Origin of the sequence: Streptomyces sp. NPDC015661 (genome assembly GCF_043077765.1) — a bacterium.
Classification (GTDB): domain Bacteria; phylum Actinomycetota; class Actinomycetes; order Streptomycetales; family Streptomycetaceae; genus Streptomyces.
In genome coordinates this window covers 1-22,539 of record NZ_JBIBST010000012.1, presented here as the reverse complement: position 1 = coordinate 22,539, position 22,539 = coordinate 1, and the positions used below count along the sequence as shown (strand labels likewise).

The following is a 22,539-nucleotide window of genomic DNA, read 5'->3' as shown; positions in this document are numbered from 1 at the left end:
CTTCTAGCTCAGAGGTCATCGGGTTCGAGTAGCAACACAGCAGCCAGAAGCAAACCCGCCGAGAGGTTCCCCCATGGCAGGCGAGACCGTCATCACGGTCGTCGGCAATCTTGTCGACGACCCCGAGCTGCGCTTCACCCCGTCCGGTGCGGCGGTCGCGAAGTTCCGTATCGCGTCCACCCCCCGCACCTTCGACCGTCAGACCAATGAGTGGAAGGACGGCGAGAGCCTCTTCCTCACCTGCTCGGTCTGGCGTCAGGCGGCGGAGAACGTCGCCGAGTCGCTTCAGCGAGGCATGCGCGTCGTCGTGCAGGGCCGGCTGAAGCAGCGGTCCTACGAGGACCGTGAGGGCGTCAAGCGCACGGTCTACGAGCTGGACGTCGAGGAAGTCGGCCCCAGCCTCAAGAACGCCACGGCCAAGGTCACCAAGACCACCGGTCGAGGCGGCCAGGGTGGATACGGCGGCGGCGGCCAGCAGGGCGGCGGCGGTGGCGGTGGCGGCTGGGGTGGAAACTCCGGCGGCGGTGGCCAGCAGGGTGGCGGCGGTGCTCCCGCCGACGACCCGTGGGCGACCGGCAGCCCCTCCGGCGGCGGCCAGCAGGGCGGCGGCGGTGGCGGCTGGGGTGGAAACTCCGGCGGCGGCTACTCGGACGAGCCCCCCTTCTAGGGCACGCCCTCGAAGCAGCTCGTACCCCCACTTCTTGATCACACAGGAGAAACACCATGGCGAAGCCGCCTGTGCGCAAGCCTAAGAAGAAGGTCTGCGCGTTCTGCAAGGACAAGACCGCGTACGTGGACTACAAGGACACGAACATGCTGCGGAAGTTCATTTCCGACCGCGGCAAGATCCGTGCCCGCCGCGTGACCGGCAACTGCACGCAGCACCAGCGTGACGTCGCCACGGCCGTCAAGAACAGCCGTGAGATGGCGCTGCTGCCCTACACGTCCACCGCGCGATAAGGGAAGGGTGACCGAGAAATGAAGATCATCCTCACCCACGAGGTCTCCGGCCTCGGTGCCGCTGGCGACGTCGTCGACGTCAAGGACGGCTACGCTCGCAACTACCTGGTCCCGCGCGGTTTCGCGATCCGCTGGACCAAGGGCGGCGAGAAGGACGTGGCGCAGATCCGCCGCGCCCGCAAGATCCACGAGATCGCGACCATCGAGCAGGCCAACGAGATCAAGGCCCAGCTCGAGGGCACGAAGGTGCGCCTGGCCGTTCGCTCCGGCGACGCCGGCCGTCTCTTCGGCTCCGTGACCCCGGCCGACATCGCCTCGGCGATCAAGACCGCGGGTGGCCCGGACGTCGACAAGCGTCGCGTCGAGCTCGGTTCGCCGATCAAGACCCTGGGCTCGCACCAGGTGTCCGTGCGTCTGCACCCCGAGGTTGCCGCGAAGCTCGGCGTCGAGGTCGTCGCCGCGTAACGCTGCCCTTGGCAGTCTGCGCTCAGCAGTGAGGAAGGGCCGTACCCCTCGGGGTGCGGCCCTTCCGCTGTTTCACGTGAAACATGCGCTGCTCAGCGGGTGGCACCGGTGACGATCCAGCGGCCGGAGCGCATCCGGAACCAGAGGGTCGCCATCCGGACCGCCATCATCAGGGTCATCGCCCACCAGAGCGCCGTCAGCCCGCCGCCGAGGACCGGGACGAGAAGCGCGACCGGGGCGAAGACGGCCAGCGTGAGCAGCATGGCCCAGGCCAGATAGGGGCCGTCTCCCGCGCCCATGAGGACGCCGTCCAGGACGAAGACCACGCCGGAGATCGGCTGGGAGAGGGCGACGACCAGGAGTGCGGGGAGCAGGGTGTCCTGCACGGTGGTGTCGTCGGTGAAGAGCGGGACGAACAGGGGGCGGGTGACGATGAGCAGCGCACCGAGCACCACCCCGGAGACCGCGCCCCACTGGACCATGCGGCGGCAGACCTGCCGTGCGCCGTCGGCATCGTCGGCGCCGAGGTAGCGGCCGATGATGGCCTGGCCCGCGATGGCGATCGCGTCGAGCGCGAAGGCCATCAGGCTCCACAGGGACAGGATGATCTGGTGGGCGGCGACCTCCGCGTCTCCCAGCCGGGCGGCGACGGCCGTGGCGATCATCAGGACCGCGCGGAGCGAGAGCGTACGGACCAGGAGTGGGACGCCGGCCTGGGCGGAGGCGCGAATGCCGGCCGGGTCGGGACGCAGGGAGGCGCCGTGGCGCCGGGCGCCCCGTACGACCACGACGAGGTAGGCAGCGGCCATGCCGCACTGGGCGATGACCGTGCCCCAGGCGGAGCCGGCGATGCCCAGGCCGGCCCCGTAGACCAGGCCGATGTTGAGTGCGCCGTTGGCGGCGAAGCCGGCGATGGCCACGTAGAGCGGTGTGCGGGTGTCCTGGAGGCCGCGCAGGACGCCGGTGGCGGCCAGGACCACCAGCATGGCGGGAATCCCGAGGGCGGAGATCCTGAGATAGGTGACGGCGTACGGGGCGGCGGTGTCCGAGGCCCCGAAGATGTCGACGAGCCACGGTGAGGTGGGCAGGGTCAGCGCGACGACGGCGACGCCGAGGAGGAGCGCGAGCCAGATGCCGTCCATGCCCTGCCGGATGGCGGCCGGGAGGTCGCCCGCGCCCACGCGGCGGGCGACGGCGGCCGTGGTGGCGTAGGCCAGGAAGACGAAGACGCTGACGGCGGTGGAGAGCAAGGCTGCGGCGATCGCGAGGCCCGCGAGCTGAGGTGTGCCGAGGTGGCCGACGATCGCGCTGTCGACGATGAGGAACAGCGGCTCGGCGACGAGAGCACCGAAGGCCGGCAGGGCGAGGGAGACGATCTCGCGGTCGTGCTGTCGGCGGACGGCCTTGGGGGTCGCGGGGGCCTGAGTCATGGGCACAATCTAATCTTCCACAGGTAAGAGATGCAATCGCTTACTGCTCCTTACTTTCCGCTGGGTCGGGGCTTCGGGTGTGGGCCGTTTGTTCTGATCTTGGTCCAGGGGAAGAACTTTTTCTCCCCCACAGCCCGTGGATGGGAAACATGCAGGTCAGATGCGTGGGAGTGGGGGTGTTATGAGTTTGTCCACATGGCTGTCCCCCGCTCCGTGCACAGGATCCGGCGAGTTCTCCACAGCATCTGGGCCTTCACCCACAGGGCCTGTGGATAACCAGATTGGCTGACGCCTCCCGCGGGCCTACCGTGGTCCGGCGTCCGACGCGCCAGAAGCGGTCGCAAAGCCACTCTTTGATCAAGGCCGTGGCGTAAGAAAGAGTGGCACGGCGAGGTCCGCGGAGCGGACGGAGGAGGTGGCTTGGTGAGCGTTCCCGAGCCCATGGACGACCCTTGGGCCGACAGCGGACCGAGCGACCGGCTGCCCACCCGTACCCGAGGCGAGGGGCGCGGCCGTGGCCGCGGGCGTGACGACCAGCACGAGCGGGGCGGCGACGGTCCCTGGGACGGCGGGCTCTCCGGCTTCGAGCGCGTTCCCCCGCAGGACCTCGACGCCGAGCAGTCCGTCCTCGGCGGCATGCTGCTCTCCAAGGACGCCATCGCGGACGTCGTGGAGATCATCAAGGGCCATGACTTCTACAAGCCGGCCCACGAGACCGTCTACGCGGCGATCCTCGACCTCTACGCCAAGGGCGAGCCGGCCGACCCGATCACGGTCGGCGCCGAGCTCACCAAGCGCGGCGAGATCACCCGTGTCGGCGGCGCCTCCTACCTCCACACCCTGGTCCAGTCGGTACCGACCGCGGCCAATGCCTCGTACTACGCGGAGATCGTCCACGAGCGCGCGGTCCTGCGCCGCCTCGTGGAGGCCGGCACCAAGATCACGCAGATGGGCTATGCGGCCGACGGCGACGTCGACGAGATCGTGAACTCGGCCCAGGCCGAGATCTACGCGGTCACCGAACAGCGCACCACCGAGGACTACCTGCCGCTCGGCGACATCATGGAGGGCGCCCTCGACGAGATCGAGGCGATCGGCTCCCGCAGCGGCGAGATGACGGGTGTGCCCACCGGTTTCACCGACCTCGACTCGCTCACCAACGGACTGCACCCCGGCCAGATGATCATCATCGCGGCCCGTCCCGCCATGGGTAAGTCGACCCTCGCGCTGGACTTCGCCCGGGCGGCCTCCATCAAGCACAACCTGCCCAGCGTCATCTTCTCCCTCGAAATGGGCCGCAACGAGATCGCGATGCGTCTCCTTTCGGCGGAGGCCCGGGTCGCGCTCCACCACATGCGCTCCGGCACGATGACCGACGAGGACTGGACCCGGCTCGCCCGCCGGATGCCGGACGTCTCCCAGGCCCCGCTGTACATCGACGACTCCCCGAACCTGTCGATGATGGAGATCCGGGCCAAGTGCCGGCGGCTCAAGCAGCGCAACGGCCTCAAGCTCGTCATCATCGACTATCTGCAGCTCATGCAGTCGGGCGGTTCCAAGCGGCAGGAGAGCCGTCAGCAAGAGGTCTCCGACATGTCGCGAAACCTGAAGCTCCTCGCCAAGGAGCTGGAACTGCCGGTGATCGCGCTCTCCCAGCTGAACCGTGGTCCCGAGCAGCGCACCGACAAGAAGCCGATGGTCTCCGACCTGCGTGAGTCCGGCTCGATCGAGCAGGACGCCGACATGGTGATCCTGCTGCACCGCGAGGACGCCTACGAGAAGGAGTCACCGCGCGCGGGCGAGGCGGACATCATCGTCGGCAAGCACCGTAACGGCCCGACGGCGACCATCACCGTGGCTTTCCAGGGCCACTACTCACGTTTCGTGGACATGGCCCAGACCTGATCCGCTCGGGAAGCACCGTGGCGGTGATCGCGTTGCATGGTGTTTATGACGACATCATTCGAAGCCTTGCTGCCCGGGACCGAGCGGGCTCTGCTCCACCGTGTCGCGGTCGCCCAGAGCGAGGGACGGACGCCCTCCTTCGTGGGGGCGGTGGTCCGCGACGGAGCGTTGGTGTGGAGCGGCTCGCGCAGCTGTGTGGACGGCCACGCGCCCGACGCGGACACCCAGTTCAGGATCGGGTCGATCACCAAGGTGTTCACCGCCGTGCTGGTGATGCGGCTGCGGGACGAGGGCCTGCTCGGGCTCGACGATCCGCTGGAGCGGCATCTCAAGGGCACGGGCGTCGGTGAGGTGACGATCGCTCAACTCCTCGGCCACACCGGTGGTCTCGCGGCCGAGACGCCCGGCGCATGGTGGGAGCGGTCCTCCGCGGAGCTGCGGCCGGAGCTCTCCGACGTCCTGGGGGAGCAGCCCTTCCTCCAGTCGCCGGGCCGCCGGCACCACTACTCCAACCCCGGCTACACGCTGCTCGGTTCGCTCGTCGAGGCGGTCCGGGGAGTGGCCTGGGAGGAGGCGCTGCGGCGCGAGATCCTGGAGCCGTTGGGAATGAGCCGTACGACTGTCGATCCCGTCGCCCCGCGCGCGGGGGGCTTCGCGGTGCATCCCTGGGCCGATGTCATGATGCCCGAGCCGTCCGAGCACCTCGGTCTGATGGCACCGGCCGGGCAACTCTGGTCGACGGCCGCCGATCTCGCCCGGTTCGCCGCCTTCCTCGCGGCGGGGGACGAGCGGGTGCTCGCCACGTCGTCCGTGGAGGAGATGCGGGCTCCGGCCTCCCCGGCCGGGGAGGGCGACTGGGAAGGGGGCTACGGGCTCGGCCTCCAGCTGCTGCGCAAGGACGGCCGCACCCTGTTCGGCCACACCGGATCCCTCCCGGGCTTCGTCGCCTGTCTGTGGGTGAGCGTGGAGGACGGCCTTGCGGGGATCGCCCTCTCCAACGCCACCTCGGGCCCGCCGGCGGCGACGGTGGCTGCCGATCTGGTGCGGATCGTGGCAGAGGCGGAGCCGAGGTTCCCGGAGCCGTGGCGGCCCCTCCCCGAGGCCGAGGTCGACGAGCAGCTGCTCTCCCTCACGGGACCTTGGTACTGGGGCACGTACGCCTACGGGCTGCGGCTCGGTCCCGAGCGGAGCGTCGTGCTCGAACCCCTGCGGGGCGCCGGACGACGGGCCCGCTTCCGGGCGCTGCCCGAGGGCGGCTGGGTCGGGCTGAACGGCTACTACGCGGGGGAGACGCTCAGGGCGGTGCGGCGCGCCGACGGCAGCGTGAGCCATCTCGACCTCGGGTCGTTCGTCTTCACGCGGGAGCCGTACGACCCGGCCGACGCGGTCCCCGGCGGCGTGGACGAGGCGGGCTGGCGCGGCCTCTGAGCCGTCGGGAGATCGGGTGTTTCACGTGAAACCGTCCTGTTTCACGTGAAACACGTCCTCAGAGGCTCTTTTTGAAGCCCACGTGGGAGGCCTCGAAGCCCAGACGCTCGTAGAAGCGATGGGCGTCGGTGCGGGTGACGTCGGAGGTCAGCTGGACGAGGCGGCAGTCCTGGCGTTCGGACTCCGCGACGGCCCACTCGATGAGCTGCGTCCCGAGGCCGCTGCCGCGTTCGTCGGAGTGGATGCGGACGCCCTCGATGATCGACCGGGTGGTGCCTCGACGGGAGAGCCCGGGGATGACCGTCAGCTGGAGGGTGCCGACGACCTTGTCCTCGCGGACGGCCACGACGACGTGCTGGTTCGGGTCGTTCGCGAGGCGCTCGAAGGCGGTGAGGTACGGGGTGAGGTCGTCGGGGGATTCGCGCTGGGCACCCAGGGGATCGTCGGCGAGCATCGCGACGATGGCCGGAAGGTCCTCCGCGGTGGCGGGGCGTATCTCAAGATCGCTCATGCCCCGCAGCGTACGCGTGCCCGCGTCACGCAGGGGTGCTCACGCCCTCCACGACCTGGACGAGCGCGGCGAGCTCCGGGTTCTTGGCGGCTTCGTCGAGGGCCTCGCGCAGCGCGCTGTCGTTGGTGGGGCGAGCCTCTTCGAGGAGCTTCAGGCCGGCCTCGGTGACATCGGTGTAGATGCCGCGGCGGTCGGTGGCGCAGAGGTACCGGGTGAGCAGACCGCGGTCCTCCAGCCGGGTGACGAGCCGGGTGGTGGCGCTCTGGCTGAGCACGACGGCGTCGGCGACCTGCTTCATCTGGAGGTGGCCGCCGGGGCCGCTGTGCTGACGGCTGAGGACGTCGAGCAGCGAGTACTCCCGCACGCTCAGACCGTGTCCGGACTCCAGGGCGCGCTCGAGGTGGGCTTCGATCCTGCCGTGCAGCAGGGAGAGAGCGCACCAGCGCTGGGAGAGCGCGGTGAGGGCGGGGTCCGTCGCGGTCATGGTCTCTCCTCGGTCTCTCCTCGCACGGGGCGGCGCGTGATCCAGGGTAGACGAAGTGGCGCAATTATGCGCGTCTGCAAGTAAACCTATCCGGCGGCGACCGTCAGGGGAGCGAAGCGGCGTCGCCAGTCCCCGGGGAGGTCGGGCAGGGAGCGGATCATCAGCGACGTCGTGGCGATCGTGTCGATGCCGTTCTCCTTCACCCAGCTCAGCAGGGAGGTGTGGCGTACGTCGATGTCCGTGCGCAGCGGTCGGTCGGTGGCGGTCGCCAGGGAGGCGATCAGAGCCTGGGCCGTGCCCGGGTCCCGGGCGATCAGCGGGCCGATGACGTGGGTGTCCATGTTGGGCCAGGCGGCGGCGAATCCGGTGATCTCGCCGTCCTCCTCCGCGACCCGGAGGTGGTCCGCGAACGCGGGGAGCCGGGCGAGGAGGTGGGTCCGGTCGAGGCCGAAGACCTCGTGGTCCAGGCGCAGGACGGCCTGAAGGTCCTCCGCCGTCGCTGGGCGGACCGGGATGTCCGGGGCGGGCGCGGTGAAGGTGAAGTGCCCGCACACCATCTCCGACCGGCTCGTCTCGGTGAAGCCCAGCTGCTCGTACAGGGGCTGCCCGTTCGACGTGGCGTACAGCGTGAGCGGGGTGTCTCCGGCCTCCGTCACGACGTGCCGCATGAGCCGGCGTCCCACGCCCTGGCGTGCGTACCGCTCGGCGACGAGCACCATGCCGATCGCGGCGAGCCCCGGTCCGTACGAGGTGACCACGGAGCAGGCGGCGAGGCCGGGGCCGTCGGGGTCGTCGATGCCGTAGCCGGTGCCGGCGGTGAGCAGCAGTCCCCACTTGTGTTCCTCGCGGAGCCATCCCCGGTTCTCGGAGAGGTCGGCGCAGGCGAGCAGGTCCCCCGAGGTGAGGCGCCGGATCGGGAGCTGATCGAGAGGAGCGGGGGAAATCGGCATGCCTTTCAGGCTGTCCGACGCGATGATCTCCCGTCCACTGCTTTAACGGATCCGGCCGACCCCACGGGCCGATCCCCGAGGAGCCGTTGCTTCCGTCCCGTGGTGCACGGACGATGTTTCACGTGAAACCCCGAACCTCCCGTACACGACGGCTGCACCTCTTCGACCTCGACGGCACCCTGATCCGGGGCTCGGCCGCGGCGGTGGAGATCTCCCGGCAACTGGGCCTGGTGGACGAGATCACCGCGCTGGAGGAGGGGTTCCTGAGGGGGCTCACACCGGACGAGTTCGCCGTCCAGGCCCACGCGCTGTGGTCCGCGCTCACCCCTGAGCACGTCGCTACGGCCTTCGAAGGGGCACCCTGGCTCGTCGGCATCCGCGAGGTCTGGGCGGACATCCGGGCCCGGGGAGACCGCTGTGCGGTCATCTCGCTCTCGCCCGACTTCTTCGTCGAGCGGCTTCTCGACTGGGGTGCCGACACGACGCACGGTTCGCTCTGGCCGGCGGTCCCCTTCACGGAGCCGATCCACCGGCCGGGCATTCTCGACGCGCGGGCGAAGGTGCGCATCGCGCGGGAGCTCTGCGCGGGGTACGGAGTGGACCCGGCCGACTGCGTCGCGTACGGGGACTCGATGTCGGACGCGGAGCTCTTCGCGATCGTGCCGGAGACCGTGGCCGTGAACGCCGACCATCATCTCGCCGGGCTCTCCCGCCACAGCTACTCCGGAGGGGACCTGCGCGAGGCCTACGCCCTGGTCCGAAACAGCGCAGCCTAGCCAGAAACCCGGGCCTATGGCCCGAGAATGCCACTTTCTGCCCGAAGCGCCGGTCGGAAGCGCCATGCTGCGAGCAGGAAGCCGGCCAGCGCAAGGCGAGGCAGATGATGGATGCTCCGACGACCACGACGGACGAACGGAAGTCCCCGACGGCGGAGGGGAAGGAACCCCGGATATCCGGGGGGCCCTCCGCCGACGCCGTGCTCGTCCGTCGCACCCTGGCGGAGATCGCACCGGTCGCCGACCGGGTGACCTCGTACTTCTACGCCCTGCTCTTCGTGCACCACCCCGAGCTGCGCGGGATGTTCCCCGCGGCCATGGACTCCCAGCGGGACCGGCTCCTCAAGGCCCTCCTGACGGCGGCCGAGCACATGGACGACACCCCGGTCCTCACCGCGTACCTGCAGAACCTCGGCAGGGGACACCGGAAGTACGGGACGCAGGCCGCGCACTATCCGGCCGTCGGCGAGGCCCTCATCGGCGCTCTCGTGCGGTACGCGGAGAAGAGCTGGGACGAAGAGACCGAGGCGGCCTGGGTCCGCACGTACACGACGATCTCCCAGATCATGATCGACGCGGCGGCGGAGGACGAGCGGACCGCGCCCGCCTGGTGGCAGGCCGAGGTGGTCTCGCACGACCTGCGCACCCCGGACATCGCCGTCATCACACTCAGGCCCGACCAGCCCTACCCCTTCCTCGCCGGCCAGTACACGACGCTGGAGACCCCGTGGTGGCCGCGGATATGGCGCCACTACTCCTTCGCCGCGGCACCCCGGCCGGACGGGCTGCTCTCCCTGCACGTCAAGGCCGTCCCGGCCGGCTGGGTGTCCAACGCGCTGGTCCACCGGGCCCGCCCCGGGGACGTGCTGCGGCTGGGGCCGCCGGCCGGTTCGATGACGGTGGACCACTCCACGGACACCGGCCTGCTGTGCATGGGCGGCGGTACCGGGATAGCACCGATCAAGGCGCTGGTCGAGGACGTCGCCGAGCACGGGGACCGGCGCCCGGTCGACGTCTTCTACGGGGCGCGCAGCGGCCACGACCTGTACGACATCGACACGATGCTGCGGCTCCAGAAGACCTTCCCGTGGCTCTCCGTTCACCCGGTCACGGAGGAGCAGGGAAGGCTCCCGGACGCCGTCTGCCGCTACGGCCCGTGGAACGAACGCGACGCCTACCTCTCGGGCCCGCTCGACATGGTCCGCCGCGGGGTCGACGCACTGCGCGGAGCGGGCGTCCCCTCGGACCGCATCCGCCATGACTTCCTTGCGGAGCTCACCCCCGCGGCCGCCGGCTAGCCCAGGTCGGGGGCGTGCATGGCGCGGACGCCCTCGATGTTGCCGTCGAGGTAGTGGCGCAAGGAGAGCGGGACGAGGTGCACGGCGGCGATGCCGACCCGGCTGAAGGGCACCCGGACGATCTCGTACTCGCCGACCGGTTCCTCGATCTCGGGGCCGTGGCGAAGGGAGGGGTCCATGGAGCCGAGCCGGCACACGAAGAAGTGCTGGACCTTCACCCCGGAGACCCCGCCGTCGACGATGTGCTCGACGGTGTCGACGAAGCAGGGCACCACATCGGTGATCTTGGCGCCGAGCTCTTCGAGCACTTCGCGGTGCAGGGCCTCGACGACGGTGGCGTCGGTGGGCTCCACTCCGCCGCCGGGCGTGAGCCAGTAGGGATCCATCCCGGGCTTGGTCCGCTTGATGAGGATCAGGTCGTCCCCGTCGAGCAGGATGGCGCGTGCGGTGCGCTTGATCACGGGCCGTTCGTTCATGGGAAGAAAATGGCCCGTACGGGGTGTCCTGAAACTCACCAGTTCCCGGCGGCACGCAGCAGTTCCTCATGGGCCCGTGCGAGGGGGGACAGCGCGAGCGTCCCCGTCCGGGCGACCAGGAAGTACGTGCGGAGTGGAGGGACCGGGGGGTCGAGCAGCGCCACGAGGTGTCCCTGCCGCAGGGCTTCCTCGCAGAGGTAGCGCGGCAGGACGGCGAGCCCGGCGCCGGAGGCGGCCGAGTCCCGCACGGCCCGCAGGTCGGGGGCGATGACGGTGGCGGCGGCCGCCGGTTTGGTCTCGAAGACGCTCGCCCAGTACCGGGAGACGAAGGGCAGCGACTCGTGGACCTCGACCACCGGCAGCTGTTCCAGGACCACCGCGCCCTCGCTCAGGAGCACCTCGGGGGAGAGCCGCGCGGCCCAGCGCGGGGCCGCGACCAGCACGTGCTCCTCGTCGCAGAGCGGAGTGGAGACGAGCAGACCGCCCCGGGGGCGGGCGGTGGCGATGGCCAGATCGTGATGGCCCGCGGCGAGCCCGTCGAGGATCTCCTCGGTGGTGCCGGGGAAGGAGGCCCGTACGGCGAGTCCCTGGCCGACCAGCGGGGTGAGGGCGGGCAGGGCGCGGAGCGCGGTGAACTCCGGTGGCCCGGCGAGATGGAGGGTGCGGAGGCTGCTCTCCTCGTCGAGCCCGGTCTCGGCGATCTCCACGAGGGCGTCCAGATGGGGCGCCGCGCGGTGCGCCAGCTCGTCGCCGATGGTCGTCGGGGTGACTCCGCGCGCCTGCCTGAGGAAGAGCGGCCGCCCCAGCTGTCGTTCCAGGGTCCGGATCTGGCTGGTGACGGCGGGCTGGGAGAGGCCCAGGAGCGCGGCGGCGCGGGTGAAGGAGCCGGCCCGGTGCACCGTGACGAACGTGCGCAGCAGGGCCAGATCCATGTCCGCCCCCTCCCGGCCGTGCGGCCGTTCGACTCAGGCGGTCGGCTGACTGCGCCTCAGGACCGTCCAACTATAAATAAGTCGATAGGTCGCTGTCGCTACCGTGATTGGACACTGACGCACAGTCAACTAGCCTTGTTCGGGCGGTCTCCGCGCGTGGAACCGAGGGCGTTCCGAGCCATGAGGGGGGAGGCTCGGAGCGTCCTCGGTCCGTGCCCCCGACCCGTGATCAGCCCGCGCTTCCGGCCTCGTCCAGGGCGCGCAGCACATCGGCGATCAGGTCCTCCGGGTCCTCGGCCCCGACCGAGAAGCGGATGAAGCCCTCCGCGACCGCGTCCCCGCCCCAGCGCCCGCGCCGCTCCGCCGTGGACCGCACCCCGCCGAAACTGGTGGCGTCGTCCACGAGCCGCAGCTCCTCCAGGAACCGCTCGGCGCGCTTCCGGTCCGCCAGTTCGAAGGAGACCACCGGTCCGAAGCGCCGCATCTGCCGGGCGGACACCGCGTGCGAGGGGTCGTCGGGCAGCCCGGGGTAGCGCAGCCCGGTGACGTCCGCGCGCTCGGCGAGCGTCCGCGCCAGCGTCAGCGCGGTGGAGCACTGCCGGTCGATCCGCAGCTGGAGCGTGGCGAGCGACCGGTGGGCGAGCCACGCCTCCATGGGGCCGGGGATGGCGCCGACGATCTTGCGCCAGCGTCGTACGTCCGCCGCCAGCCGGGGATCCCGGCAGCTCACATGGCCGAGCAGGATGTCGCCGTGCCCGGTCATGCCCTTGGTGTCGCTGGCGACGGAGAAGTCCGCACCCAGGGCGAGCGGGCGCTGGCCGAGCGGGGTGGCGAGGGTGTTGTCGACGGCGACGAGTGCCCCGGCCTCGTGTGCCTCCCGCACCAGGCGGCGGATGTCGCAGACGTCGAGACCGGGGTTGGAGGGGCTCTCGATCCACAGCAGCCGGGCTCCGTCCAGTACGGACAGCTGGGCGTCGCCGCCGGTCGGCGCGGTGCGGACCTCGACCCCGTACGCCCGCAGCTGTTCGTGCAGCAGGGGCAGTGCCTGGTAGCCGTCGGACGGCAGCACCACGGCGTCGCCGGCCTTCAGCTGCGAGAGGAGGACGGCGGAGATCGCGGCCATGCCGGAGGCGAAGACCAGGGTCTCCACGCCCTCCTCCCCCGGCGCCTCCAGCTCGCCGATCGCCCGCTCCAGATGCGTCCAGGTCGGGTTCTCGTCGCGGCCGTAGGTGTACGGGCCGGTCGGCTCGCCGGGCAGGTGGAAGTGGGCCGCGAAGACCGGCCCCGGCAGGGTCGGTTCGTACTTCACGGGCTCGGGCAGTCCTGCCCGTACCGCCCGCGTGCCGTCGCCGAGTTCCTCGTGCGTCACGGTGTCCGTTCCTCCAGTTCCGTGCGTACGGCCGCGAGCAGTCCCTCGGTCGCGGCCTCCACCATCTCCAGGCATTCCTCGAACTCCTCGTGGCCCCCGTAGTAGGGGTCGGGGACGTCGAGTCCGGGCCCGGAGGCCGGGTCGTAGGAGCGCAGGAGCCGTATCCTCGCTGCCTCCTCGGGCGTGCGGGCGAGCCGCCGGAGCTCGCGCAGATGCCCTTCGTCCAGGGCGATGACCAGGTCGAGGGCGGGGAACCACGAGGAACGGAACTGCCGGGCGGTGTGCGCGGACGTGTATCCGTTCTCGTCGAGCACGGCGACCGTGCGCGGATCGGCTCCGTGACCCTCGTGCCAGCCTCCGGTGCCCGCGCTGTCGACCACCACCAGCTCGCCGAGGCCGGCCTCCTCCACCCGACGGCGGAAGACGTGCTCGGCCATCGGCGAGCGGCAGATGTTGCCCGTGCAGACGAAGCAGACGCGGTACGTCATGGATTCCACTCAGTCGCCGTCGGGAAGCACGACGTTCAGCGCCCAGGAGACGACGGAGATGATCAGGCCGCCCAGGACGGCGGTCCAGAAGCCCTCCACGTGGAAGCTGAGGTCGAGCTGATCGGCCAGCCAGGACGTGAGGAGCAGCATCAGGGCGTTGACCACCAGGGTGATCAGGCCGAGGGTCAGGATGAAGAGGGGAAGTGTCAGCAGCTTGACGATCGGCTTCACCAGGAAGTTCACCAGACCGAAGACCAGGGCGACGAGAATCAGCGTCCAGGCCTTCTTGCCGGTGCTGTCACCGGTCAGGGTGATGTCCTGGAGCAGCCAGATGGCGACTCCGAGGGCGCCCGCGTTCGCGAGCGTCTTGACTACGAAATTCTTCATGTGTCTGATCGTGGCAGACGTGATCGGGCCGAGGGCAGGGGCGAGCAGGCATGAAGGCATTCCGGCTGGACGAACTGGAGGCGGAGCGCGCCGCGAACAAGGGTGCGTACCTCCAGTTCCTGCGCGAGCGGAACATGTCGGTGGGCCTGTACGCGCTGGACGCCGGGGAGCTCGACCCGCAGCAGCCGCACCGCCAGGACGAGGTGTACTTCGTGGTCAGCGGCCGGGCGTCGATCACGGTCGGGACGGAGACGACCCAGGTGGCGCGCGGCAGCGTGGTCTATGTGCCGGCCGGGGTGGAGCACAAGTTCCACCACATCAGCGAGGACCTGCGGGTCATGGTGGTCTTCTCCCCGCCGGAGGGCTGAGCCGGACGACGCGCCCTGGAGCCGGACCCGGAGACCCGAGGGGCGGAGGGGTCTTGAGCCCCTAGGGGTCGGATCAGGGGAGAGCGGGGGCCGCAGGGCCCCCACGGGCTTCCTCCCGCCCCTAGCCTTGAGAGTGTTCGGGCGCGGAGTGCGCCGAGCGGTTCTTCGAGAGCGAGGTAGGGACGATGGCCGTACGGGAGATTCTCGCGGGGATGCCCTGGTGGGTGAAGTGGGTCGCCATACCCCTTCTCGCCCTGTTCGTCTTCGGAGGGCTGATCACCAGCGTCCTGACCTTCGTGGTCGCTCTGCTCTTCAAGGTGCTGCTCTTCGTGGCCCTCGTCGCCGGACTGGTCTACGTCGTGCGCAAGTTCACCTCCTCCGCCAGGTCGCGTGAGGACTGGTAGCACAAGCTACTGATCAGTATGAAGCCGACGGCAGGCATTAGCCCGGGCGAGGGAACGCGCCGGGCTAATCCGGGTGTGGGCCCCGGAGCTGCCACTAGAGTGGAATCCCTCCGCCGCATTGGGGACTACAGGCGTAGACCTCCATACTGACCAGCGGTTTCCCAGGCCCGGCGGGCGCGCGGGGGCGGCCCCCGCGGGCGGGTGCACTGCATCCGTCGTCACGCCTGGGGGTGACCTTTGGCCACGGCTACGCAGACGGCTGCGCCTACCCTGATCGGCTCGGTGCAGCGGGCGCTGAGACTCCTGGAGGCCGTTGCCTCCCACGCGGAGGGCGCCCCGGCCAAGCAGCTCGCCCGTGAGACGGGCCTTCCGCTGCCCACCACGTACCACCTGCTCCGCACCCTGACGCACGAGGGCTATCTGCTCCGCGACAAGGGTGTGTTCGTCCTTGGCGACGCCGCCGTCCGACTGGCCGGCGGCGGAGATGTGCAGAATCGTCGCATCAAGATCGAAGACTCCCTGGCCCACTGGCGGGACGAGATCGGTGTACCCATCTACTTCGCCCTCTACCGCGAGGGTGAGATCGAGCTCGTCGCCGTCGCCGACACTCCCAACGCGCCCGCGGTGGAGGAGTGGGCCGATTTCCGCGAGACCGCGCACGCCCACGCGATCGGGCAGTGTCTGCTGAGTCAACTCGATCTGAAATCTCGTCAAGACCACCTCGATCGCCACCCGGTGGAAGCCATCACTCCGTACACGGTGCGTAACCAGCGTGCCTTTTTGGAGCGTTTGGGCAATTTGGACCGAATGGAACCCGTGGTGGAGCGTCAGGAATATGCGCTCGGCACGGTCTGTGCCGCCATCCCCATCACCGCGGGCTCCACGGCGGCCACCATGGCGATTTCTCTCCCTCTCCACCAGGAAGAACGGTTGCTCCCAGCAGTCGAGCGGCTACGTACGGAGATCGGGAGGCTCTTCGGTTCGCTCGCGTTCTCTATCAGTATCTGAAAAATCACTCCTTGTGATCTGCTAGCGCGTACAGCACGATTGCGTCAAGAGGGCCACGGGGGATCATTCCTGGCCGTTTCGGTCACAGCTTTCAGCAGCTGTGTTTACACAACTGCTTCATCTACTGCGGGGTACATGATGCGAGAGTCGGTTCAGGCCGAGGTCCTGATGAGCTTCCTCGTCTCCGAGGAGCTCTCCTTCAAGATCCCGGTCGAACTCCGATATGAGACCCGGGATCCCTACGCGGTGCGGATGACCTTCCACCTCCCCGGAGACGCGCCCGTGACCTGGGCGTTCGGACGGGAGCTGCTGCTCGACGGGATCAACCGGCCCAGTGGGGACGGGGATGTGCACATCGCCCCGACGGAGCCGGAGGGGCTCTCGGACGTCTCCATCCGGCTCCAGGTGGGCGGCGATCGCGCGCTCTTCCGGGCCAGTGCGCCGCCTCTGGTCGCCTTCCTCGACCGAACGGACAAGCTGGTTCCGCTTGGTCAGGAACGGACACTCGGCGACTTCGAGGACCACCTGGAGGCCGCACTGGGCCGGATTCTGGCCGAAGAGAACGCCGGGCCCGCCTGATCAGGGCCGTTCGAGCCGGACCCTCCCCGAGCCGGGCCGGCCCGAGTCCTCAGCACGTACACCTCACTTGGCGCGGCGGCGCCGCCCTCCCCGTACGGCCGCGGGCTTCCCGCCCCCGGACGCCGGCCGGTCGGCTGAGACGACCAGCGCCGCGAGCGCCGTGGTGACCGGAACGGACGCCACCAGACCGATCGACCCGACCAGCGTCCGGACGATCTCCTCGGCGACCAGCTCGCTGTTCGCCACCGTCCCCATGCTGCTCTGGGCGATGGAGAAGAGCAGGAGCAGCGGCAGTGCGGCGCCCGCGTAGGCGAGCACCAGCGTGTTCACGACCGAGGCGATGTGGTCGCGGCCGATCCGGATGCCGGCCCGGTACAGGCCGCGCGGCCCCATGCCCGGATCGGCCTGATGCAGCTCCCAGACCGCCGAGGTCTGGGTGACCGTCACATCGTCGAGCACACCGAGCGAACCGATGATGATCCCGGCGAGCAGCAGGCCGGACATGTCGATCTCCGGGTACAGGCCGTGGATCAGACCGGTGTAGTCGTCGGTGTTGCCGCTGAGCGAGGTCCAGCCGATGAAGAGCGAGCCGAGCAGACCGATCAGCAGCAGTGAGATCAGGGTGCCGAGCACGGCGACCGAGGTGCGGGCCGAGAGCCCGTGGCACATGTAGAGCGCGATCAGCATGATGGCGCTCGACCCGACCACCGCCACGACCAGCGGGTTCGACCCCTCCAGGATCGCCGGCAGGATGAAGTACGTCAGCAGGAGGAAGCTCACGGCGAGCGAGATCAGCGCCATGACACCCCGCATCCGGCCGACCAGCACGACCGCGACGGCGAAGATGCCGGCGAGCACCGCCAGCGGCAGCTTGCGGTTCACATCGGTCACCGAGTACTGCAGGTCGTGCGGGGCGTCGGGGGCGTACGCCACCACCACGCCCTGCCCCTCGTGCAGTTGGCGCGGGGCGTCCGGCTGCACGATCTCGACGAACGTGCGCCCCTTGTCCGCGCCGCTGGTGACCTCGATCGTCGCCTTCTCGCACTGCCCCTGCTGGGCGTTGACCGCCTCGCGGCCCTCCGGAGTGGAGGTGTCACCGGTCGGCGGGACCTGGGCGGCGTTCACGTCCTTGCAGTCGACGTGCTCGACGGAGGCGACCTTGCCCTGCTGGGTCTGCCGGTCGAAGCCGACGCCGGTGCGCTCGTGCGCGGGGGTGCCGCCCGGCCACAGGACCACGAGTCCCACCGCGACGGCGGTGGCGAAGGGGATCAGGATGGCGGCGATGACCTTGCGGAGATGGCGCGAGACCGGGGCGGCGGGCCCGTGACTGTGGCTGTGGCCATGGCCGCCTCCGTGGCCGCCTCCGGGACTGCCTCCGTGGCCGCCTCCCTGGCCGCCTCCGTGGCCGTGGGAGGGCCCGGAGTCGTGTCCGGGACCGTGGGCGTGGTCGTGCGGCTCGGGGCTCTGCTGGGGGGAAGTCACCGACCGATCATCGCAAGAACGGCGGGGGCCCACTGTTCAGCACGCCCGTGATGACGCTAGCGTGGTGGCACCTTTGCACACGCGGGAGCTCGGAGCACCGGGCTGAGAGGGCGCTGATCACCGTACGCACGTACGGGAGGAGGCTGCGCCGACCGCCGAACCTGTTACCGGGTAATGCCGGCGTAGGGAGATCGGTCTCATGACCATTCAGGATGCACGCACGCCTGCCTCCGACCAGAACCAGACCGACGGGCAGGAGCGCACGCCGGGCTGGCACAAGGGGTACGTCCAGGGTTCGCGCCCCGACCTCCGGGTGCCCGTCCGTCAGGTGCACCTCACCAACGGCAAGGACGTGACGCTGTACGACACGTCCGGCCCGTACACTGACCCCACCATCGACACCGATGTCCGGCGGGGCCTTCCGCCGCTGCGCGAGAACTGGATCATCGCGCGCGGAGACACCGAGGAGTACGCGGGCCGTCCGGTCCGCCCCGAGGACGACGGCATCAAGCACACCTCGCCGCGCGGCGGTGGGCTGAAGAACCTCGACGCCGTCTTCCCCGGCCGCCCCCGCCTGCCGCGCCGGGGCCGCAACGGCGAGGCCGTGACCCAGCTCGCGTACGCCCGCCGGGGGGAGATCACCCCGGAGATGGAGTACGTGGCGATCCGCGAGAACGTCTCCCCCGAGGTCGTACGGGAGGAGATCGCCGCGGGCCGCGCCGTGCTGCCGGCGAACGTGAACCACCCGGAGATCGAGCCGATGATCATCGGCAAGCGGTTCCTGGTGAAGGTCAACGCCAACATCGGCAACTCCGCCGTCACCTCCTCCATCGAGGAGGAGGTGGAGAAGATGACCTGGGCGACCAAGTGGGGCGCCGACACGGTCATGGACCTGTCCACCGGCCGCAACATCCACACCACCCGCGAGTGGGTGCTGCGCAACTCCCCCGTGCCGATCGGCACCGTGCCGCTCTACCAGGCCCTGGAGAAGGTCGACGGCAAGGCCGAGGAGCTGACCTGGGAGATCTACAAGGACACGGTCATCGAGCAGGCCGAGCAGGGCGTCGACTACATGACGGTGCACGCCGGCGTGCTCCTGCCGTACGTGCCGCTCACCGCGCGCCGCAAGACCGGCATCGTCTCGCGCGGCGGCTCGATCATGGCCGCCTGGTGCCTCGCGCACCACAAGGAGAACTTCCTCTACACGAACTTCGAGGAGCTCTGCGAGATCCTGGCGGCGTACGACGTCACCTACTCGCTCGGCGACGGTCTGCGCCCCGGCTCGATCGCGGACGCCAACGACGAGGCGCAGTTCGCGGAGCTGCGGACGCTCGGCGAGCTGAACACGATCGCCAAGCGCCACAACGTCCAGACGATGATCGAGGGCCCGGGCCACGTCCCGATGCACAAGATCAAGGAGAACATCGACCTCCAGCAGGAGATCTGCGAGGAGGCGCCGTTCTACACGCTCGGCCCGCTGACCACGGACGTCGCCCCGGCGTACGACCACATCACCTCGGGCATCGGCGCGGCGATGATCGCCTGGTGGGGCACGGCGATGCTCTGCTACGTCACGCCCAAGGAGCACCTCGGCCTGCCGAACCGCGACGACGTGAAGACCGGCGTCATCACGTACAAGATCGCGGCGCACGCGGCGGACCTCGCCAAGGGCCACCCGGGCGCGCAGGAGTGGGACGACGCGCTGTCGGACGCGCGGTTCGAGTTCCGCTGGGAGGACCAGTTCAACCTGGCCCTCGACCCGGACACCGCCCGCGAGTTCCACGACGAGACGCTCCCGGCGGAGCCGGCGAAGACCGCGCACTTCTGCTCGATGTGCGGTCCGAAGTTCTGCTCGATGAAGATCTCCCAGGACATCCGCCGCGAGCACGGCGGCACGCAGCAGGAGATCGAGGACGGCATGGCGGAGAAGTCGAAGGAGTTCGCGGCCTCCGGCAACCGGGTGTACCTGCCGCTGGCCGAGTAGTCCGATCAGCCCCCGGACCGGCCGTTCCTCAGGGATTCGGTGGGGCCGGGGGGTCGGTCGCGGCGAGGGCGGCCCGGAGGAAGGGGAGGATGCCGCGTTCCAGGAGGGCGCGGCGCCAGGCCTCGCGGGCTTGGGTGAGTTCGTCGTCGGCCGTGGCGGTTCCGTCCGCCGCGGCCGGTCTGTTGCGCAGGGCGGTCAGGAGGAGGCCGGCGCCCGCGCTGAGCAGGCCGGCGGCGGCGAGGGCGGCGAAGACGAGGCCGGCCGTCAGCAGGGTCTCGCCGAACACGACCGTGGGGGCGAGGGCGTGCAGGACCGCCCCGACCAGCAGGAGTATCGCGGCGGCGGTGCCCGCGAGGACGGGCACCATCACGGTGACGATGGCGACGACTCCGGCGCCCGTGCCGGGGTCCGCCAGGGGTATGCGGGTGTCGATGGCCGCGCGGTTCTGCTCGCGGACCTTCACGAAGTGGTCGTACTCGCTCGCCGCTGCGGTGGTGATCAGCGCTGTCGCGTTCAGCGTCATGGCGCGCAGCTGCGCGACCGTGAGCCGCGTTCCGACTCCGTCGAGATCCGGACGTGCGTGGGCGGTGCTCAGTGCGTCGTCGAGGACCCGCTCGTACTCGGCGCGGTCCTCGGTCAGCAGGTGCGGAGCCACGTTCATGTGCATCCCCCGATGCTCCGTAGGCCCGGATCAGCCGTGGGAAACGGTCGGTTGGGCGGAAACGGAGGAGAGCCTGCTACGGATGACCCGATGGTATTGCGGTGACGCCACGGCCTGACAGGGTGTTTCCGGAAATCGACTTCCCCGGATGCGCAGGGTTATGCGTCAGCCGTTCAGGGGGAGTTGGACGACCAGTAGCTTTCCGGCCATGGTCACGCCGCCGTCCATGGCGATCGCGAGACCGTCGGCGTACACGTGCGGTCCGTCGACGACCGGGCCCCCGCCGTCCTCGCCCTCCTCCGTGCCGACCTGGCCGAGGAGGTAAGGGATGGGGCTGTGGCCGTGCACGATCCGGCGGCCGCCGTAGGTGGACAGCAGCTCCTGGACGGCCTGCGGGCCGCCGTCGTCGCGGAACGCGAAGCGCTTGGTGAACTTCCGGAAGAGGTCCCAGACCTCGTCGGCGTCGTTCCGGTTGAGGACCTCGTGGACCGTGTCGTTGACGTCCTCGATGGTCTGGCCGTATTCGAGGTACGCGGTGGTGTCGGAGTGCACGAGGAGGTGGTCGTCCTCGCGGACCACGGCGTCCAGCCGGGACATCCACTGGAGGTGGACGTCCTGGAGCCGGTCCATGTCGTGCTTCTGCCCGCCGTTGAGCAGCCAGGCGGCCTGGAAGGTGGCCGTGCCCGCGCCGGAGTTGACGGGCGTGTCGCCGAAGCGCTTGGCGCCGATGAGCAGCAGTTCGTGGTTGCCCATGAGGGCCTTGCAGTAGCCGCCCGCGGCGGCGGCCTCGGCGGAGAGGCGCATGACCAGGTCGATGACGCCGATGCCGTCGGGACCGCGGTCGGTGAAGTCGCCGAGGAACCAGAGCCGGGCGTTCCCCGCGGACCAGTTGCCGTTCTCGTCGATGAGGCCCTGGGCGCGCAGCGCGGCGATGAGCTCGTCGAGGTAGCCGTGGACGTCGCCGACGACGTAGAGGGGGCCGGGTCCGTCGCCGTTCGCGGGCACCGGGGCGGTGGCCGGCTGCTCGGGGGTGACCGGGACCTGGACGGTGTCGCCGCGGTTGATGACCGGGAGGTCGCGCTCGGTCGGCGTGTATCCCTCGGGCTCCCCCTCGGGGAAGGCGTTGCCGGGGTGACCGGTGGCGACGGAGACGATGGAGGAGCCGGTCGTGGAGGTGGTGTACGCCGGGGCGAGGCGGTGACCCAGATGGAGGGTCGGCGCGGCGGGCATCGGCGCGGCCGCGGGTGCCTGCGGCGCGGGGGGCACGGGCTGGGCGGCGGGCGCGGCCGGCGCGGGGGGCGCGACCGGGGCGGCGGGCGCGGGGGGCGCGACCGGGGCGGGGGGCGCGACCGGAGTGGCGGGGGCGGCATGTGCGGCCGGGACGGCCTCGGCTGCGGGCGCTGCCGGGAGGGGTTCGATCGGCGCGGCCGCGGCCTGCGGGGTCGGCACCGGGACGGCCTCGACCGGCGAAGGGGCGACCGGAGGCAGGTGCGCGGCGGACGCCGGATGCTCGACGGGGGACAGACGTTCGACGGGTGCGGTCTCGACCGCGGGAGCCGACGCCGGTTCCTCCGGGGTGAGGGGCTCGGCGGCATGACCCTGTACGGGCACGCGGGCGTACGGCGGTACGCGGAAGTCACGCAATGTCGCCGTGCGTACCACGGGCTCCTGACCGGCCCCCTGAGTCATCGACCCCTCCACCACCGTCGCGATGCCCTGCACATCGCGGACCGGCCTGGTCGGGGTGGTCCGCGGTGTCGTCCGCCCATCATAGGAATGAGGGTCCTCCTGTGTGACGCACCAGGGGTGGTGAATCCGGGTCCACTCCGGGTTCACTGGTTGTTTCGCCCGAATTGAGAAGGTCCAGTCCAGGGTTGAGGCCGGTACGTCGACCGGTTTCGCCGTCCCTGCCCACGGGCAGGGGCGGGGACGGCGGGTCGGATGACGGCGGGTTCGGGCGCCGCCGCCCGTGGCGTCAGTCCTTCGCGGGTGAGCGCGGCGGGCTGACCGTGGTGCGCGGCGAGCGCCGCTGCGAGGAGGTGCGGACGATGAGTTCGGTCGGTATCACCTGCTCGACCGGTCCGTCGGTGTCGATCCCCTCGATGGCGTCGATGAGGAGCTGGACGACGGCCGTGCCGATCCGGCGGGGTTTGAGGGAGAGCGTCGTGATGGGCGGTTCGGTGGTGGCGTAGAC

25 protein-coding genes and 1 riboswitch are annotated in these 22,539 nt (G+C 70.2%); of the genes, 12 read left to right on the top strand and 13 right to left on the bottom strand.

Translation table 11 applies throughout. The features are described 5' to 3' along the window. Window positions 1-73 precede the first annotated feature (73 nt). From ACF07V_RS29580 to rplI, 3 genes are read left to right on the top strand one after another with little or no spacing between them, the layout of a single operon-like run. Window positions 74-667, top strand: a complete 594-nt coding sequence (locus ACF07V_RS29580) for a single-stranded DNA-binding protein (protein ID WP_392158745.1) — start codon at window positions 74-76, stop codon at window positions 665-667. Between the two features lie 56 nt (window positions 668-723). Continuing rightward, a complete protein-coding gene (gene rpsR, locus ACF07V_RS29575) occupies window positions 724-960 on the top strand; it encodes a 30S ribosomal protein S18 (RefSeq protein ID WP_005315025.1) in 237 nt (78 codons plus the stop codon). An 18-nt stretch (window positions 961-978) separates the two neighbouring features. Continuing rightward, window positions 979-1,425, top strand: a complete 447-nt coding sequence (rplI, locus tag ACF07V_RS29570) for a 50S ribosomal protein L9 (protein WP_053640001.1) — start codon at window positions 979-981, stop codon at window positions 1,423-1,425. Between the two features lie 92 nt (window positions 1,426-1,517). Here rplI and ACF07V_RS29565 read toward each other — a convergent pair whose 3' ends face one another. Continuing rightward, window positions 1,518-2,855: an MATE family efflux transporter gene (locus ACF07V_RS29565; RefSeq protein WP_392158744.1), complete on the bottom strand. Its 1,338-nt coding sequence runs from the start codon at window positions 2,853-2,855 to the stop codon at window positions 1,518-1,520. A 423-nt stretch (window positions 2,856-3,278) separates the two neighbouring features. On the opposite strand from ACF07V_RS29565, the gene dnaB reads away from it, so the two are divergent. Next, window positions 3,279-4,760, top strand: a complete 1,482-nt coding sequence (gene dnaB, locus ACF07V_RS29560) for a replicative DNA helicase (protein WP_188267728.1) — start codon at window positions 3,279-3,281, stop codon at window positions 4,758-4,760. A 45-nt stretch (window positions 4,761-4,805) separates the two neighbouring features. After that, window positions 4,806-6,188 (top strand): serine hydrolase domain-containing protein, encoded by a 1,383-nt coding sequence (locus tag ACF07V_RS29555; RefSeq protein WP_392158743.1) that lies wholly within the window; start codon window positions 4,806-4,808, stop codon window positions 6,186-6,188. A 58-nt stretch (window positions 6,189-6,246) separates the two neighbouring features. On the opposite strand, the gene ACF07V_RS29550 is transcribed toward ACF07V_RS29555, so the two are convergent. From ACF07V_RS29550 to ACF07V_RS29540, 3 genes are all read right to left on the bottom strand, one after another. Continuing rightward, window positions 6,247-6,699 carry a GNAT family N-acetyltransferase gene (locus ACF07V_RS29550; RefSeq protein WP_392158742.1) on the bottom strand — a complete coding sequence of 151 codons (453 nt, stop codon included), beginning with the start codon at window positions 6,697-6,699 and terminating at the stop codon, window positions 6,247-6,249. A gap of 25 nt (window positions 6,700-6,724) precedes the next feature. Beyond that, window positions 6,725-7,183 carry a MarR family winged helix-turn-helix transcriptional regulator gene (locus ACF07V_RS29545; RefSeq protein ID WP_392158741.1) on the bottom strand — a complete coding sequence of 153 codons (459 nt, stop codon included), beginning with the start codon at window positions 7,181-7,183 and terminating at the stop codon, window positions 6,725-6,727. A gap of 86 nt (window positions 7,184-7,269) precedes the next feature. Further along, window positions 7,270-8,133 carry a GNAT family N-acetyltransferase gene (locus ACF07V_RS29540; RefSeq protein WP_392158740.1) on the bottom strand — a complete coding sequence of 288 codons (864 nt, stop codon included), beginning with the start codon at window positions 8,131-8,133 and terminating at the stop codon, window positions 7,270-7,272. 113 nt (window positions 8,134-8,246) lie between these two features. On the opposite strand from ACF07V_RS29540, the gene ACF07V_RS29535 reads away from it, so the two are divergent. Then, window positions 8,247-8,909 carry an HAD family hydrolase gene (locus ACF07V_RS29535; protein ID WP_392158739.1) on the top strand — a complete coding sequence of 221 codons (663 nt, stop codon included), beginning with the start codon at window positions 8,247-8,249 and terminating at the stop codon, window positions 8,907-8,909. A gap of 104 nt (window positions 8,910-9,013) precedes the next feature. Further along, complete coding sequence (locus ACF07V_RS29530) at window positions 9,014-10,207, top strand: globin domain-containing protein (protein ID WP_392158738.1); 1,194 nt, start codon at window positions 9,014-9,016, stop codon at window positions 10,205-10,207. On the opposite strand, the gene ACF07V_RS29525 is transcribed toward ACF07V_RS29530, so the two are convergent. From ACF07V_RS29525 to ACF07V_RS29505, 5 genes are all read right to left on the bottom strand, one after another. Further along, the gene (locus tag ACF07V_RS29525) at window positions 10,204-10,683 is read right to left on the bottom strand and encodes an NUDIX domain-containing protein (RefSeq protein WP_392158737.1); all 480 of its coding nucleotides are present in this window, start codon (window positions 10,681-10,683) and stop codon (window positions 10,204-10,206) included. The two genes, ACF07V_RS29530 and ACF07V_RS29525, sit on opposite strands and share 4 nt — an antisense overlap. Window positions 10,684-10,718: 35 nt before the next feature. Continuing rightward, on the bottom strand, window positions 10,719-11,615 hold the full coding sequence (locus ACF07V_RS29520; RefSeq protein WP_392158736.1) for a LysR family transcriptional regulator: 897 nt from the start codon (window positions 11,613-11,615) through the stop codon (window positions 10,719-10,721). 229 nt (window positions 11,616-11,844) lie between these two features. Next, the gene (locus ACF07V_RS29515) at window positions 11,845-12,984 is read right to left on the bottom strand and encodes a cystathionine gamma-lyase (protein ID WP_392158735.1); all 1,140 of its coding nucleotides are present in this window, start codon (window positions 12,982-12,984) and stop codon (window positions 11,845-11,847) included. After that, window positions 12,981-13,472, bottom strand: a complete 492-nt coding sequence (locus ACF07V_RS29510) for a low molecular weight protein-tyrosine-phosphatase (RefSeq protein WP_392158734.1) — start codon at window positions 13,470-13,472, stop codon at window positions 12,981-12,983. Before ACF07V_RS29510 ends, ACF07V_RS29515 begins: the two co-directional genes overlap by 4 nt. 9 nt (window positions 13,473-13,481) lie before the next feature. After that, window positions 13,482-13,859, bottom strand: coding sequence for a phage holin family protein (locus ACF07V_RS29505; RefSeq protein ID WP_369145338.1), 378 nt, complete (start codon window positions 13,857-13,859; stop codon window positions 13,482-13,484). Between the two features lie 50 nt (window positions 13,860-13,909). Here ACF07V_RS29505 and ACF07V_RS29500 point away from each other — a divergent pair, with 50 nt between their 5' ends. From ACF07V_RS29500 to ACF07V_RS29485, 4 genes are all read left to right on the top strand, one after another. Then, a complete protein-coding gene (locus ACF07V_RS29500; protein ID WP_392158733.1) occupies window positions 13,910-14,227 on the top strand; it encodes a cupin domain-containing protein in 318 nt (105 codons plus the stop codon). Between the two features lie 185 nt (window positions 14,228-14,412). Continuing rightward, window positions 14,413-14,631 (top strand): DUF5326 family protein, encoded by a 219-nt coding sequence (locus tag ACF07V_RS29495; protein WP_392158732.1) that lies wholly within the window; start codon window positions 14,413-14,415, stop codon window positions 14,629-14,631. 237 nt (window positions 14,632-14,868) lie between these two features. Then, entirely contained in the window at window positions 14,869-15,639 is a 771-nt protein-coding gene (locus ACF07V_RS29490) for an IclR family transcriptional regulator (protein ID WP_392158731.1), read from the top strand. Window positions 15,640-15,777: 138 nt separating this feature from the next. Then, a complete protein-coding gene (locus tag ACF07V_RS29485; protein WP_189804987.1) occupies window positions 15,778-16,218 on the top strand; it encodes an SsgA family sporulation/cell division regulator in 441 nt (146 codons plus the stop codon). Window positions 16,219-16,281: 63 nt separating this feature from the next. Here ACF07V_RS29485 and ACF07V_RS29480 read toward each other — a convergent pair whose 3' ends face one another. After that, the gene (locus ACF07V_RS29480) at window positions 16,282-17,700 is read right to left on the bottom strand and encodes a YibE/F family protein (RefSeq protein ID WP_392158730.1); all 1,419 of its coding nucleotides are present in this window, start codon (window positions 17,698-17,700) and stop codon (window positions 16,282-16,284) included. Window positions 17,701-17,771: 71 nt separating this feature from the next. Beyond that, a riboswitch (TPP riboswitch) is annotated at window positions 17,772-17,906 on the top strand. On the opposite strand from ACF07V_RS29480, the gene thiC reads away from it, so the two are divergent. After that, complete coding sequence (gene thiC / locus ACF07V_RS29475; RefSeq protein ID WP_392158729.1) at window positions 17,900-19,684, top strand: phosphomethylpyrimidine synthase ThiC; 1,785 nt, start codon at window positions 17,900-17,902, stop codon at window positions 19,682-19,684. It overlaps the preceding riboswitch by 7 nt. 28 nt (window positions 19,685-19,712) lie before the next feature. On the opposite strand, the gene ACF07V_RS29470 is transcribed toward thiC, so the two are convergent. The 3 genes from ACF07V_RS29470 to ACF07V_RS29460 all read right to left on the bottom strand — a co-directional run. Continuing rightward, a complete protein-coding gene (locus tag ACF07V_RS29470) occupies window positions 19,713-20,351 on the bottom strand; it encodes a hypothetical protein (RefSeq protein ID WP_392158728.1) in 639 nt (212 codons plus the stop codon). Between the two features lie 159 nt (window positions 20,352-20,510). Further along, a complete protein-coding gene (locus ACF07V_RS29465; protein ID WP_392158727.1) occupies window positions 20,511-22,034 on the bottom strand; it encodes a metallophosphoesterase in 1,524 nt (507 codons plus the stop codon). 286 nt (window positions 22,035-22,320) lie between these two features. Then, on the bottom strand, window positions 22,321-22,539 hold a 219-nt coding region (locus ACF07V_RS29460; protein WP_392158726.1), incomplete at its 5' end, for a substrate-binding domain-containing protein.

What these genes read in the sequence shown, in the direction of transcription:
- ACF07V_RS29580 (WP_392158745.1), top strand. Translation starts at nt 74, where the DNA reads ATGGCAGGCGAGACCGTCATCACGGTCGTCGGCAATCTTGTCGACGAC.
- rpsR (WP_005315025.1), top strand. Translation starts at nt 724, where the DNA reads ATGGCGAAGCCGCCTGTGCGCAAGCCTAAGAAGAAGGTCTGCGCGTTC.
- rplI (WP_053640001.1), top strand. Translation starts at nt 979, where the DNA reads ATGAAGATCATCCTCACCCACGAGGTCTCCGGCCTCGGTGCCGCTGGC.
- ACF07V_RS29565 (WP_392158744.1), bottom strand. Translation starts at nt 2,855, where the DNA reads ATGACTCAGGCCCCCGCGACCCCCAAGGCCGTCCGCCGACAGCACGAC.
- ACF07V_RS29555 (WP_392158743.1), top strand. Translation starts at nt 4,806, where the DNA reads ATGACGACATCATTCGAAGCCTTGCTGCCCGGGACCGAGCGGGCTCTG.
- ACF07V_RS29550 (WP_392158742.1), bottom strand. Translation starts at nt 6,699, where the DNA reads ATGAGCGATCTTGAGATACGCCCCGCCACCGCGGAGGACCTTCCGGCC.
- ACF07V_RS29545 (WP_392158741.1), bottom strand. Translation starts at nt 7,183, where the DNA reads ATGACCGCGACGGACCCCGCCCTCACCGCGCTCTCCCAGCGCTGGTGC.
- ACF07V_RS29540 (WP_392158740.1), bottom strand. Translation starts at nt 8,133, where the DNA reads ATGCCGATTTCCCCCGCTCCTCTCGATCAGCTCCCGATCCGGCGCCTC.
- ACF07V_RS29535 (WP_392158739.1), top strand. Translation starts at nt 8,247, where the DNA reads ATGTTTCACGTGAAACCCCGAACCTCCCGTACACGACGGCTGCACCTC.
- ACF07V_RS29530 (WP_392158738.1), top strand. Translation starts at nt 9,014, where the DNA reads ATGATGGATGCTCCGACGACCACGACGGACGAACGGAAGTCCCCGACG.
- ACF07V_RS29525 (WP_392158737.1), bottom strand. Translation starts at nt 10,683, where the DNA reads ATGAACGAACGGCCCGTGATCAAGCGCACCGCACGCGCCATCCTGCTC.
- ACF07V_RS29520 (WP_392158736.1), bottom strand. Translation starts at nt 11,615, where the DNA reads ATGGATCTGGCCCTGCTGCGCACGTTCGTCACGGTGCACCGGGCCGGC.
- ACF07V_RS29510 (WP_392158734.1), bottom strand. Translation starts at nt 13,472, where the DNA reads ATGACGTACCGCGTCTGCTTCGTCTGCACGGGCAACATCTGCCGCTCG.
- ACF07V_RS29505 (WP_369145338.1), bottom strand. Translation starts at nt 13,859, where the DNA reads ATGAAGAATTTCGTAGTCAAGACGCTCGCGAACGCGGGCGCCCTCGGA.
- ACF07V_RS29500 (WP_392158733.1), top strand. Translation starts at nt 13,910, where the DNA reads ATGAAGGCATTCCGGCTGGACGAACTGGAGGCGGAGCGCGCCGCGAAC.
- ACF07V_RS29495 (WP_392158732.1), top strand. Translation starts at nt 14,413, where the DNA reads ATGGCCGTACGGGAGATTCTCGCGGGGATGCCCTGGTGGGTGAAGTGG.
- ACF07V_RS29485 (WP_189804987.1), top strand. Translation starts at nt 15,778, where the DNA reads ATGCGAGAGTCGGTTCAGGCCGAGGTCCTGATGAGCTTCCTCGTCTCC.
- thiC (WP_392158729.1), top strand. Translation starts at nt 17,900, where the DNA reads ATGACCATTCAGGATGCACGCACGCCTGCCTCCGACCAGAACCAGACC.
- ACF07V_RS29470 (WP_392158728.1), bottom strand. Translation starts at nt 20,351, where the DNA reads ATGCACATGAACGTGGCTCCGCACCTGCTGACCGAGGACCGCGCCGAG.
- ACF07V_RS29465 (WP_392158727.1), bottom strand. Translation starts at nt 22,034, where the DNA reads ATGACTCAGGGGGCCGGTCAGGAGCCCGTGGTACGCACGGCGACATTG.